We start from the raw sequence: 12,947 nt of genomic DNA, 5'->3' as shown, positions 1-12,947 counted from the left end.
CCCCCACTTTCATCGCCCCCGCACCGCCGCGCACCATGGCCGCCACCTGCATAAACCCAATAACAACAGGTTCACACCATGAGCACTTTCCAACCGCGCCAGCTGTTGCTGGCGGCTGCTGTCGCCAGTTCTGCCCTGCCCGTTCTCGCCCAGGATCACGGCTTTCTCGAAGACGCCAGCGCCAACCTCAACCTGCGTAACTTCTTCTTCAACCGCAACTACACCAATCCTACGAAGGCTCAGGGTGGCGCGCAGGAGTGGACGCAAAGTTTCATTCTCGACGCCAAGTCCGGGTTCACCCAAGGCACAGTCGGTTTTGGTGTGGATGTGCTGGGTTTGTACTCGCTCAAGCTCGATGGCGGGCGTGGCACGGGCGGCACGCAGTTGCTGCCGCTGGACCATGACGGTCGGCCAGCCGATGAGTTTGGCCGGCTGGGCGTGGCATTCAAGGCGCGCTTTTCCAAGACCGAGCTGAAGGTGGGCGAATGGATGCCGGTGCTGCCGATCCTGCGTTCCGACGATGGCCGCTCCCTGCCACAGACCCTGCGTGGCGGGCAGATCACCTCGAAGGAAATCGACGGCCTGACCCTCTATGGCGGCCAATTCCGCGCCAATAGCCCGCGGGACGACGGCAGCATGAGCGACATGTCGATGTTCGGCAAAACCGCCTTCACCTCCGACCGTTTCAACTTCCAGGGCGCCGAATACGCGTTCAACGACAAACGCACCCAAGTCGGCGTGTGGAATGCCCAGCTCAAGGACATCTACAGCCAGCAGTTCGTCAATCTGATCCACAGCCAGCCTGTGGGCGACTGGACCCTGGGCGCCAACCTGGGCTTCTTCTACGGCAAGGACGACGGCAGCGCCCGCGCCGGCGACCTGGACAACAAAACCTGGTCCGGCTTGTTCTCGGCCAGGTACGGCGGCAACACCTTCTACGTCGGCCTGCAAAAACTCACCGGCGACAGTGCCTGGATGCGCGTCAACGGCACCAGCGGCGGCACCCTGGCCAACGACAGCTACAACTCCAGCTATGACAACGCGCAGGAGAAATCCTGGCAGGTTCGCCACGACTACAACTTCGCTGCCCTCGGCATACCGGGCCTGACCCTGATGAACCGCTATATCAGCGGCAGCAACGTGCACACCGGCACCATCACCGACGGCAAGGAGTGGGGCCGCGAGACCGAAGTAGGCTATACGGTGCAGAGCGGCACGCTGAAAAACCTCAACGTGCGCTGGCGCAATTCGAGCATGCGCAGGGACTACAGCAACAACGAGTTCGATGAAAATCGGTTGATCGTCAGCTATCCGATCAGTCTGCTGTAAACCGGCATAGCACTTACTGTATGGTGCGCGCCTGCCGCTGCTGATCCCCCCAGCAGCGGCCTTTACTCGGGCCCTGCACGGCATGAAATCCTTCGCTACAGCAATCGCACTGTTTGCCCTGGCCTTGAGCCTGGGGGGCTGCATCAGCGCCCCCATCGCCCTGACGCCACAGACCGAACAACGCCTGCTGGCCCAGGCGCCGATCCGCTTTTTGCTGACCTTCGATGACGGCCCAAGCGCCTCGGGCTACAACAATCCGAGCCGTTCGGTAGTGGCGGACCTGGCCAACAACCCGGTGCTGCCGGGGATCAAGGCAGTGTTCTTCCTGCAGACCGAAGCCGCTCGCTCCGGCGGCAGTGCCCGGGGGCGCAAGACCATGGAACGCGAATTCGCCGCCGGCCATGTCCTGGCCTTTCACACCGCCACGGCGTTTCACACCAATCATCGCTGGCTGAACGACGCCACCCTGGAACACACCCTTACCGAAGGGGCTGCCGACATTGCCGCCATCACGGGCACGCGCCCCGTGCTGGTACGCCCCCCCTTCTGGAACTACGACAAGCGCACCTTCGCCGCCTACCAACGCCACGGCATGCACGTACTGCTGACGGACTTGAGTGCCAATGACGGCAAGATCTGGGGCTTCAACGCCAGCCCGCGTCGGCGGGCCAACCTGTATCGGCAACTGTCGGTGGTGCGCGAACGCATCGCCTTGGGTGAACTACCGACAGTGGAGGGCGTGATTCCGGTAGTGGTGACCTTCCATGACATCAATCGCTACACCGCGAGGCATATGCAGGAGTACTTGCAGATCCTGATGGACAGCGCGCGGGTCAACGGATTGAAGACCGCTGCCCAGCCGTTCTATGCCGACCACGCCGCGCTGGAACGCGCAGCGCTGGCCCGGACGGTCAAGGCTGTGAACGAGCCGGTGCATCTGCCGGGGGTGTGGAATTGGGTGTGGGATGCAGATACTCACTAAGAGGGAAAGTCGTACCGACCTATATATCTATTTGCAAAAATGATCATTCTAAAAACACTATAAAACTGTCATTTATAACAGCGCCCCCGCCAATACCGAGCGCATAGAGTTGTCGACGATCGTTGTCGTCAGCAGGCATTGGACGCCGCCGTCAATGCCATCGAACATCGGCTCATGTTGCGGGAGGGTGTGTACTTGGACATCAAGCGATGGGACGCCGCCAACACGGCTCGAGCACCTCCTTGATCTCGCTACGGGTCACACCCAACTGCAACGCGCAACCCTCGCCCGCTCGGTGAAAATTGCAAACGAAGCGGTACTTCTGCCGGGGGCTATGGCACTGGCTGTGGGGCGCCGACGCAAACTAAGCGTTCCGCAACAATTGGACTTACCGGTAGATACAGACATAAGGAACCAACCCTAAAAGTTCGCCAATAAAGAGGCACGCAATCCTTCATCTACAGGTAACCAATGATCACTCAGTCTTCCTTCACCCAAATACCAAACGCTGCCCCGATACTTTCATCGCCCTCACTTGCCTCTGGGCCTTCCAGCATTGCAACGGCGACTATTATTGAAATCCCCGGTTTCAGCGACCCTCGCTACGACAAGTACCGTCGCCACAGGTTAAACGCATTCTCACGTTTTACACCAGACCAACTCGCAGGCAAAGAAAAATACATCAACTCTGAAACATTACGACACGACAAGAATGTAAAAATAACTCATGAGGTAACCATCAATAGCCCGGATCGAAAGCCTGCCACTATCGCAGACAGCCACTTGGTAATTGAAACAGGTAACACCCATGACCGCATCAGAATAAAAAAAGGACCCGGCGAAAGTTTAACTGTACTCATCAATGAAATACCCTACCAACTAAATAACATGGCGTTCATAAATACCCCAATCTTCTGCTTGCGGATCAAAACAAACGGGGGCGACGACTGTGTGCTTGTCGACTCGGATGTTGAATTCCCTGTCGATATCGACTTAGGGGAAGGCAATGATTACGCCCAGGCGGGTTCAGGATACACCCTCATGCGCGGAGGGTCAGGCAACGACACGCTTAAACTCGGCAGAGGCGATGGTAAAGCATTCGGAGGGGACGGCGACGATCTGATGATCGCCGGTACCGGTCATGGCATGCTCAGAGGCAATAATGGCAATGACCGCATGCAAGCTGGCGAGGGCGTTGAAGGACGAGTTTTGTACATGGACGGGGGGGAGGGTCACGACTTTATGATTGTCACAAAAAACACCCTTGATAACCCGACTATTTTGCACGGAGGTAAAGGCGAAAACCTCATCGTCACTCACGGCAAGGCGACCGTATATACCGGTCGCGATAAAAACATTGTTCGCACGCACAGTGACGACACCGTAATCTACGCCAAACCAACGGATGAAGTTCATCGTACGTCGGGCTCGACATTGACTCACACCGCCTACAAGGAACTGGGACACAGCGGGTATCTTGTTGACGGCTCTCAAGATTTCGTACAAAACGTAAACGACGATATTGACCTATTACGCCTCTCGCCGGTAGGCAAGCAGATGTTAGCTGAGGGTGACTCGGCAGCAAAACGTAATGATGCCCCTACGCTAATTAAAGAAACCGCCGACGAAAACGCTTATTACTACTACAACAATTCAAAACTAAAAAAACACTTTTCCACAAACAGGCCTAAGGACTTAGAATCTAAAGACCATTCGAGAGGGCAAGACTTCGGGGGCATTTTAATAACAGACGACTTAGTAGGATTAACACCGTCCGACTACGGAAAAATTATTTCCAACCAACCCGGGGACGTCGCGAACGCAGGCGAAATACATTACAACCCCTCCTTTTCCATGTTTGATGGAAGTGGTCCCATTGTGGCTCTGTACCATGAGATGGCTCATGCGTATAACGGAGCCAACGGCACCGTGCTACCCGGGAGAACAAATCGGGAGCATAAGCCCCTCGGGGAACGCGATGAAGAACACCAAGCGGTTGGATTACCCACCGACGCACGGCCGTTCAACTTCATCAACAGTCCATTTGCGAAACCCACCACAACCAACCCGAAGCCGTTCACTGAAAATACACTCAGAGAAGAATTCCAACTGCCACTCAGAGAGGATTATTAGAAAAAGGGCCAGCGCCTATCAGGCTGAACCTCGGGACTCAACCCCCAACTCATCCCACACTGACTCAGCCAAATGAAACGTCGCATTCGCCGCCGGGATCCCACAGTAAATCGCACTCTGCATCAGCACTTCCTTGATCTCGGCGCGGGTCACGCCGTTGCTGGCGGCGGCACGCAGGTGCAGCTTCAGTTCTTCACTGCGGTTCATGCCGATCAGCATCGCGATGGTGATCAGGCTGCGGGTATGCCGAGGCAGGCCGGGGCGGGTCCAGATGTCACCCCAGGCGTGGCGGGTGATCATTTCCTGGAACTCGCTGTTGAACTCAGTCAGGGCATTGAGGCTGCGGTCGACATGAGCATCGCCCAGTACTTCGCGGCGCACCTGCAGGCCCTCGGCGTAACGTTGTTTTTCGTCCACAAATAGCTCCTCAGCGGGCCAGCAGAAATTCGATCACCCGGTCGCTGAACGCAGCACCGGCCTGAACGTTGGACAGGTGCGCCGCATAGAACTCGGCATACTCGGCACCCTGCACATGGCTCTGGATAAAGTGGCCGCCGGCTGGCGGCGTCACCGCGTCTTCGGTGCCGGCAATCACCAGGGTCGGCACCTTGATCGAGGACAATTGCTCACGAAAATCCGCATCGCGCACAGCGCCGCAGTTGGCGGCATACCCCTCGGGCGACGTAGCTGCGAGCATGTCGGTGATCTGCTTGGCCTGGTGCGGGTTGGCGGCGGCGAAATCCGCGGTGAACCAGCGCGCAATCGACGCATCGCGCAGCGCCACCATCGCGGCTGCGCCATCACGCAGGACCATTTCGATACGCGGGTTCCACACCTCGGGCGTGCCGATCTTGGCCGCGGTATTACACACCACCAGGCGTTGCAGGCGCTCGCCGGCATGAATGCCCAGCCATTGGCCGATCAAGCCGCCCATGGACAGTCCGCAAAAATGCGCCTTCTGGATATCCAGCGCATCCAGCAGCGCGATCACGTCTCGGCCCAGTTGCTCGATGCTGTAGGGCCCCTCGGTCACCAGGGATTGGCCGTGGCCACGGGTGTCGAATCGCAGCACACGAAAATGCTCGGTAAAAGCCGGTATCTGGATGTCCCACATATGCAGGTCGGTACCCAAGGAATTGGACAGCACCAATACCGGTGCGTCGGCGGGCCCCTCGAGTTGGTAATGCAGTTCGCCCTCGGCGAGTTGTACAAAAGCCACAGCGTTCTCCTCAGGCAGTCAAAGCAAAATGTTCGGTCACCGCACGCGTGACCCAGGTAGACGCCTGGCCCAGGTAGTGGACAGGGTCGAGCAGGCGATCCAGTTCAGCCGCCGACAGCTCGGCGGTGACGTGCGGCTCATCCGCCAGTACCGCGCGCAAATGGCGCTGCTCGGCGACCGCACGTTTGCAGCACTGCTCCAGCAGATGGTGCGCGGTGTCACGGCCCAAGCGTTGGGCGAGCACGATACTCACCGCTTCGGCCAGTACCAGGCCTTGGGTCAGGTCGAGGTTCTGTGCCATGCGCTCGGCATTCACCTCCAGCCCTTCACTGACCAGAATTGCCTGATGCAAGGCACCGGATACCAGGCGGCAAATTTCCGGCAAGGTTTCCCATTCGGCATGCCACAAGCCCAGGCTGCGTTCGTGTTCCTGGGGCATGGCGCTGAACATTGTCGCCACCAGGCCGGGTACGCGGGTGGCTGCGCTGATCAGCACGGCGGCGCCCACCGGGTTACGCTTGTGCGGCATGGTGGACGAACCGCCCTTGCCCGGCGCCGAAGGCTCGAACACCTCCGCCGCTTCGGTCTGCATCAACAGGCTGATATCGCGGCCCAACTTGCCGAGGCTACCGGCGATCAGACCGAGCAGGCTGGCAAACTCCACCAGGCGGTCACGCTGGGTGTGCCAGGGTTGCTCCGGCAAGCCCAGTTGCAACTCGGCGGCCAAGGCCTCGGCCACAGGCATGGCGTGTTCGCCGAGGGCCGCCAAAGTGCCCGACGCGCCGCCAAATTGCAGCACCAACAGGCGCGGTTTCAACTCGGCCAGGCGCTGGCGACTGCGCGTCACCGCGCCCAGCCAACCGGCGATTTTCATCCCCAGGGTGACCGGCGTCGCGTGCTGCAACCAAGTACGCCCGGCCAACGGCACGGTGGCGTAACGCTGAGCCTGGGCGGCCAACACCTCCCCCAGGCGAGCCAGGTCGGCCTCGATCAACTCCACCCCACGGCGCAGTTGCAGCACCAGGCCGGTGTCCATCACATCCTGACTGGTTGCGCCCAGGTGTACATAACGCTCGGCGTCGGCGTCCTCACTGGCGATCAACTTGCCCAACGCCTTCACCAGTGGAATCGCAGAGTTGCCCGCCGTGGCAATCGCGCTGCCAAGGGCATCCACGTCATACAGCGACGCCAGGCACGCCTGGGCAATCGGTGCGACGGCGGCCTGGGGAATCAACCCTACCTGGGCCTGCGCCCGAGCCAGCGCGGCTTCGAAATCCAGCATGCCCTGCAAGCGCCCCTGGTCACAGAACACCTCGGCCATGCTGTCAGCAGTGAAATAAGCGTCGAACAGTTGATTGCTCGTGCGCAACGTCATAACTCATCCCTTACAGATCGTGATGCAGGTACGCCGCCTGTTTCGGCAGGCGCAAGCTGAACAGGAAGGCCACCGCCATCATCGCGGTGACGTACCAATAAAAGGTGTTTTCCATGCCGATGGATTTGAGGCTCAGCGCAACCACTTCTGCCGAACCGCCAAACACCGCGTTAGCCACCGCATAGGCCAGGCCCACGCCCAAGGCACGCACCTGGGGCGGGAACATCTCCGCTTTGACCAGGCCGCTGATGGAGGTGTAGAAGCTGACAATCGCCAAGGCCAGGGTGATCAGCACAAACGCCAAAAACGGGCTGGTCACGGTTTTCAAGGTCAACAGGATCGGCACAGTGAACAGCGTGCCAAGGCCGGCAAACCAGAGCATCGAATTACGCCGGCCGATCTTGTCGGCCAACATGCCGAACAGCGGCTGCATGCACATGTACAGGAACAGCGCGCCGGTCATGATGTAGCTCGACGTCTTGGCGTGCATGCCGACGGTATTCACCAGGTACTTCTGCATGTAGGTGGTGAAGGTATAGAAAATCAGCGAGCCGCCGGCGGTGTAGCCCAGCACCGTAATGAAGGCTTTGCCGTGGTCGCGAAACAGCGCGACGATACTGCCGGCGTCCTTGTCTTCGCGCATTTCCTTGCTGGTGGTTTCTTTCAGGGTGCGACGCAGCAGCAGGGAGATCACGGCGGCTATGGCGCCGATCACAAACGGGATGCGCCAGCCCCAGGCACGCAATTCTTCTTCGGTGAGGATCTGTTGCAGGATCACCACCACCAGCACCGCCAGCAACTGGCCGCCGATCAGGGTCACGTACTGGAACGAAGCAAAGAAGCCACGCTGGCCCTTGAGCGCGACTTCACTCATGTAGGTGGCCGTGGTGCCGTATTCGCCGCCCACCGACAAGCCCTGGAACAGTCGTGCCACCAACAGCAGCGCCGGGGCCCAGGCACCGATGTCGTTATAAGTGGGCAGGAAGGCGATGACCAGGGAGCCGCCGCACATCATCAGCACCGAGATCATCATCGAGTTCTTGCGCCCGTGCTTGTCGGCCACCCGGCCAAACAACCAGCCGCCGATCGGTCGCATCAGGAACCCCGCGGCAAACACCCCGGCGGTGTTGAGCAACTGCACCGTGGGGTCGTCCGAGGGGAAAAACGCCGGGGCAAAATAAATCGCGCAGAAGGCATAGACGTAGAAGTCGAACCATTCGACCAGGTTGCCGGAGGACGCACCGACAATCGCAAAGATCCGTTTGCTGCGTTCTTCTCCGGTGTAGTGGCTGGTTTTTGTTGTCATGTTTTTTTCTCAGTGGGAACGGTTATAGCCTAGACATACTTTGCAACAACCCTGTTCCGCAAGCAGACTTTTGGATAGGTGGAGCCTGAGAGAGCCTCATCGCGGGCAAGCCCGGCTCCCACATTTTGTGTTGTGAACACATTCAAAGGTGGGAGCTGGCTTGCCTGCGATGGGGGCCCTACAGCCAACTCAATAGTCGAAGAACACCGTTTCCTTATCTGTGCCCTGCAAAATCACATTCCACTGATATACCCCTGCCGCATCCGCCTGGGCAATCAAGGTGCCACGACGTTCTGCCGGCACACACGCCAGCAACGGGTCATCGCCGTTCAAGGCCTCACCGTCAAAATAAATCCGCGTCAGCAAGTGCTTCACCAACCCACGGGCAAACACCAGCACCACCAAATGCGGCGCCTGGGTAGTGCCCTTGAGCCCCGGCACACTGCCCGGCTTGATGGTGGTAAAGCGAAAACGCCCTTCGGCATCCACCGGCACGCGGCCGAAACCTTCGAAGTTCGGGTCTAGCGCTTTGTCCTGCTCGTCTTCGGGGTGAGCATATTTGCCGGCGGCGTTGGCCTGCCAGACTTCCAGCATGGCGTCGTTGACGACATCACCATTGCCGTCCACCACTTGCCCGCTAATCGCCACGCGTTCGCCAAGGGTGGCAGTGACGGTCAGGTCTTCACGGTTCAGCCAGGTCAGGCCAATGTGGTAATACGGCCCGACGGTGTGGGACGTGGTCGCGTTGAGTGTCATCTCATTTCTCCATCGGCGTGGCGTCGCGGCCGCGCAGGACGATGTCCCAGCGGTAGCCGAGGGCATAGGAAGGAATGGTTTTTTCCAGGTCGAAGCTAGCGATCAAGCGTTGCTTGGCGCTGGTATCCGGCACGCAGTTGTAGATCGGGTCGTACTCCAGCAACGGGTCACCCGGGAAATACATTTGCGTCACCAAGCGCGTCAGCACGCTGGGGCCAAACAGCGAAAAGTGGATATGCGCCGGGCGCCAGGCGTTGTGGTGGTTGCCCCACGGGTAGGCGCCGGGCTTGATGGTCTGGAACTGGTACCAGCCATCGGCGTCGGTGACGGTGCGCCCGGTGCCGGTGAAGTTCGGGTCCAGGGGGGCATCGTGCAGGTCGCGCTTGTGGTTGTAGCGGCCGGCGGCATTGGCCTGCCAGATCTCCACGAGGATGCCCGGCACTGGCAGGCCGTTTTCGTCCAGCACACGGCCATGAATAATGATGCGCTCGCCTTGCGGCTCGCCCTCATGCTGGGCTGTCAGGTCGTTGTCCTTCTCATTGATACGTTCGGCGCCGATGGTCGGGCCGGTGATTTCCGACAAGGAATGGGGCAGGAACACCAAAGGCTGGGACGGCGAACGCAGGTTCGTCGATTGGTAGGCCGGGTGCAGGTAATCAGGTTGAGTGCCCGCTTGCGGGCGCCGGTAACCGGGCTTGTCACTCATGGAGCAATCCTCTTTTATTGATCAGACGCGTTCAATCGCCAGGGCCAAGCCTTGGCCGACGCCCACGCACATGGTCGCCAGGCCTTTGCTGCCGCCGGTTTTTTCCAATTGGTGCAGGGCCGTCAGTACCAACCGCGCACCACTCATCCCCAAGGGGTGGCCGAGGGCAATGGCGCCGCCGTTGGGGTTGACCTGGGGCGCATCGTCCGCAATACCCAGCTCGCGCAGCACCGCCAGGCCTTGGCTGGCGAAGGCTTCGTTAAGTTCGATCACATCAAAGTCGGTGACCGCCAACCCCAGGCGCTCCACCAGTTTGCGCACCGCCGGCACCGGGCCGATGCCCATCATGCGCGGGGCGACACCGGCACTGGCCATGCCCAGCACACGGGCGCGGGCGGTGAGGCCGTGTTGCTTGACGGCCTCGGCGCTGGCGAGGATCAGCGCGGCAGCGCCGTCGTTGACGCCCGAGGCATTGCCAGCAGTGACGGTCTTGTCCGCGCCGTTGACCGGCTTGAGCTTGGCCAGGGCTTCCAACGTGGTGTCCCGTGGGTGTTCATCGTGTTCCACCAGGGTTTCGCCTTTTTTATGGGCGACCCGCACCGGAACGATTTCCTCGGCAAAGAACCCGGCGGCCTGGGCAGCGGCGGTGCGTTGCTGGCTGCGCAGGGCGAAAGCGTCCTGGTCGGCGCGGGAAACCTGATAGTCATCGGCCACGTTATCGGCGGTCTGCGGCATGGCATCCACGCCGTACTGTGCCTTCATCAGCGGGTTGATAAAGCGCCAGCCAATGGTGGTGTCTTCCAATTTCATGTTGCGCGAGAACGCCGCGTCGGCCTTGCCCATCACAAACGGAGCGCGGGACATCGATTCGACGCCACCGGCAATCGCCAGCTCCATTTCACCACTGGCAATCGCACGAAAAGCGGTGCCGATAGCATCCATGCCCGAGGCGCACAGGCGGTTGAGGGTCACTCCAGGAATACTTTCCGGCAGCCCCGCCAGCAGCAACGCCATGCGTGCCACGTTGCGGTTATCTTCACCGGCCTGGTTGGCGCAGCCGAGGAAGACTTCGTCTACGGCGCTCCAGTCCACCGACGGGTTGCGCTCGATCAGCGCCTTGATCGGCAGCGCCGCCAGGTCGTCGGCACGCACCGTGGACAGGCCACCGCCGAAACGGCCGATAGGTGTGCGAATGGCATCACAGATAAAAACCTCGCGCATCAGGCTTCTCCCGGTGCTTGGCCGTGGGCAGCCGCGGTGCGCGCTTCGAGGTCACGCAGGGCGGTCAGTTCGGTCTCGGTGGGTTCAGCGGTGGTACTCACCTGGTCGGCAAAGCGAATCGCCCAGCCGGTGGCGGCGATCACTTGCTCGCGGGTCACGCCCGGATGCAGCGCAGTGACCACGAACTCATGGCTGCCCTCCTCCGGCTCCATGATGCACAGGTCGGTAATGATGCCCACCGGGCCGGCGCCGGGCAGGCCCAGACGCTTGCGTGAGTCGCCACCTTCGCCGTGACCGACGGAGGTGATGAAGTCCAGTTTGTCCACAAACGAACGGGACGATTGCTTAAGGATGATCAACACGCTCTTGGCCGAACCTGCGATTTCCGGCGCACCACCAGCACCCGGCAAACGCACTTTGGGCTGGTGATAATCACCGACCACGGTGGTGTTGATATTGCCGAAACGGTCGACCTGGGCCGCACCGAGAAAGCCGACATCAATGCGCCCGCCCTGCAACCAGTAGCGAAAGATCTCACCGGTGGGCACCACGGTGTCGGCGGTCTCCGCCAACTCGCCATCACCGATGGACAGCGGCAACACACTGGGCTTGGCCCCAATCGGGCCCGACTCGTAGATCAGCACCACATCCGGCGAAGACGTCAGGCGCGCCAGGTTGGCCGCCTTGGATGGCAGGCCGATGCCGACGAAGCACACCGAGCCGTTCTTGAGGCGGCGAGCGGCGGCGACGGTCATCATTTCATTGGTGGAATAAGCCATTACTTAGCCTCCTGCACGGCGGCCAGCTTGGCCTGGAATTCACTGAAGTCGGCAGTGCCGTGGATGTATTCGTCGATCCAGGCGGTGAAGGTGCCACGGTCGCGGGCAATCGGGTCCCACGCTTGGTAGAAGCGGTTATCCCGCTCGTTGTAGCCGTGCGCGTAGGACGGATGGGCACCACCGGGTACGTGACACACCGCCGTCAGCGCCCAGGTCGGCAGCACGCAGCTGTTCATCGGCGCATTCAGGTCGTCGACGATTTCCTCGACGGTGACGATGCAGCGCTTGGCCGCCAGGGCCGCTTCCTTCTGCACCCCGAGAATGCCCCAGAGCAGCACGTTGCCTTTGCGGTCGGCTTTCTGCGCATGAATCACGGTAATGTCCGGACGCACCGACGGCACCGCCGCCAGCACTTCGCCGGTGAAGGGGCAGGTGACGGTCTTGATCAGCGGGTTGACCTTGGGCAAGTCGGAACCGGCGTAGGCACGCAACACCGCGAACGGCAGGCCGGAGGCACCGGCGACGTAGGCATTGGCCAGGTCGGCGTGGCTGTGCTCTTCGATCTCCAGCGCTTGCGGCCATTGTTTCTCTACCGCGTCGCGCAGCCGATGCAGGGAACCCACGCCCGGGTTGCCGCCCCAGGAGAAAATCAACTTGCGCGCACAGCCGGCACCGATCAACTGGTCGTAGATCAGGTCAGGCGTCATGCGCACCAGCGTCAGGTCTTTCTTGCCCTGACGAATGATTTCATGGCCCGCGGCCGTAGGGATCAGATGGGTGAAGCCTTCGAGGGCGACGGTATCGCCGTCGTTCACGAAGCGCTTGACCGCATCACGCAGGGTGAGGATTTCAGCCATGGGGTTGGGCTCCCGGTGTTGATCGAAAAAGGCGCTGAGGTGGCGCCGAAGTGCTTGAAGATTAAGCCGGGGAAATGGGCCGAACAATCCGATAATCGACTGAGTGTTCGATTATCGAACCGATTGTTGCTTAACTAACCATCATAAGGAACAGGGTCAATGTGGGAGCTGGCTTGCCTGCGAAGACGGCCTGACAGTCAACACAGTTGGACCGTGCACATATCCATTCCTGCGGTAACTGCCACTTAGGGTTCCGCCCTGACGGCGGCTCACTTTCGAAAAGC

General features: G+C 60.3%; 12 protein-coding genes. 3 read left to right on the top strand and 9 right to left on the bottom strand.

Annotated elements, in window-relative coordinates; translation table 11 throughout:
* Positions 1–78: 78 nt before the first annotated feature.
* From JJD66_RS27115 to JJD66_RS27105, 3 genes are all read left to right on the top strand, one after another.
* The gene (locus JJD66_RS27115; RefSeq protein ID WP_200649447.1) at positions 79–1,329 is read left to right on the top strand and encodes an OprD family porin; all 1,251 of its coding nucleotides are present in this window, start codon (positions 79–81) and stop codon (positions 1,327–1,329) included.
* Between the two features lie 82 nt (positions 1,330–1,411).
* Complete coding sequence (locus tag JJD66_RS27110; protein ID WP_200649446.1) at positions 1,412–2,311, top strand: polysaccharide deacetylase family protein; 900 nt, start codon at positions 1,412–1,414, stop codon at positions 2,309–2,311.
* Positions 2,312–2,782: 471 nt separating this feature from the next.
* Positions 2,783–4,444: a M91 family zinc metallopeptidase gene (locus tag JJD66_RS27105; RefSeq protein WP_200649445.1), complete on the top strand. Its 1,662-nt coding sequence runs from the start codon at positions 2,783–2,785 to the stop codon at positions 4,442–4,444.
* A gap of 18 nt (positions 4,445–4,462) precedes the next feature.
* Here the strand turns inward: JJD66_RS27105 and pcaC are convergent, their stop codons facing one another.
* The 9 genes from pcaC to JJD66_RS27060 all read right to left on the bottom strand — a co-directional run bounded on the left by pcaC (position 4,463) and on the right by JJD66_RS27060 (position 12,663).
* The gene (gene pcaC / locus JJD66_RS27100; protein WP_034125971.1) at positions 4,463–4,861 is read right to left on the bottom strand and encodes a 4-carboxymuconolactone decarboxylase; all 399 of its coding nucleotides are present in this window, start codon (positions 4,859–4,861) and stop codon (positions 4,463–4,465) included.
* Between the two features lie 10 nt (positions 4,862–4,871).
* Positions 4,872–5,663 carry a 3-oxoadipate enol-lactonase gene (gene pcaD, locus JJD66_RS27095; RefSeq protein WP_072446861.1) on the bottom strand — a complete coding sequence of 264 codons (792 nt, stop codon included), beginning with the start codon at positions 5,661–5,663 and terminating at the stop codon, positions 4,872–4,874.
* Positions 5,664–5,673: 10 nt separating this feature from the next.
* A complete protein-coding gene (locus tag JJD66_RS27090; protein ID WP_200649444.1) occupies positions 5,674–7,038 on the bottom strand; it encodes a 3-carboxy-cis,cis-muconate cycloisomerase in 1,365 nt (454 codons plus the stop codon).
* A gap of 10 nt (positions 7,039–7,048) precedes the next feature.
* The gene (locus JJD66_RS27085; RefSeq protein ID WP_032893116.1) at positions 7,049–8,344 is read right to left on the bottom strand and encodes an MFS family transporter; all 1,296 of its coding nucleotides are present in this window, start codon (positions 8,342–8,344) and stop codon (positions 7,049–7,051) included.
* 189 nt (positions 8,345–8,533) lie between these two features.
* A complete protein-coding gene (pcaG, locus tag JJD66_RS27080) occupies positions 8,534–9,100 on the bottom strand; it encodes a protocatechuate 3,4-dioxygenase subunit alpha (RefSeq protein WP_073522586.1) in 567 nt (188 codons plus the stop codon).
* A 1-nt stretch (position 9,101) separates the two neighbouring features.
* A complete protein-coding gene (gene pcaH, locus JJD66_RS27075) occupies positions 9,102–9,806 on the bottom strand; it encodes a protocatechuate 3,4-dioxygenase subunit beta (RefSeq protein ID WP_019817832.1) in 705 nt (234 codons plus the stop codon).
* A 21-nt stretch (positions 9,807–9,827) separates the two neighbouring features.
* Positions 9,828–11,030, bottom strand: a complete 1,203-nt coding sequence (gene pcaF / locus JJD66_RS27070; RefSeq protein ID WP_200649448.1) for a 3-oxoadipyl-CoA thiolase — start codon at positions 11,028–11,030, stop codon at positions 9,828–9,830.
* A complete protein-coding gene (locus tag JJD66_RS27065) occupies positions 11,027–11,806 on the bottom strand; it encodes a CoA-transferase subunit beta (protein WP_034125965.1) in 780 nt (259 codons plus the stop codon). The genes pcaF and JJD66_RS27065 overlap by 4 nt, the downstream gene beginning before the upstream one ends.
* Complete coding sequence (locus JJD66_RS27060; RefSeq protein WP_197880252.1) at positions 11,806–12,663, bottom strand: CoA transferase subunit A; 858 nt, start codon at positions 12,661–12,663, stop codon at positions 11,806–11,808. Before JJD66_RS27060 ends, JJD66_RS27065 begins: the two co-directional genes overlap by 1 nt.
* Positions 12,664–12,947 lie beyond the last annotated feature (284 nt).

The sequence above is a fragment of the Pseudomonas sp. MF6751 genome (genome assembly GCF_016613265.1).
Classification (GTDB): Bacteria; Pseudomonadota; Gammaproteobacteria; order Pseudomonadales; family Pseudomonadaceae; genus Aquipseudomonas; species Aquipseudomonas fluorescens_BV.
Note: the sequence above shows the minus strand (reverse complement) of the source record. Positions and strands in the feature narration are given on the sequence as shown.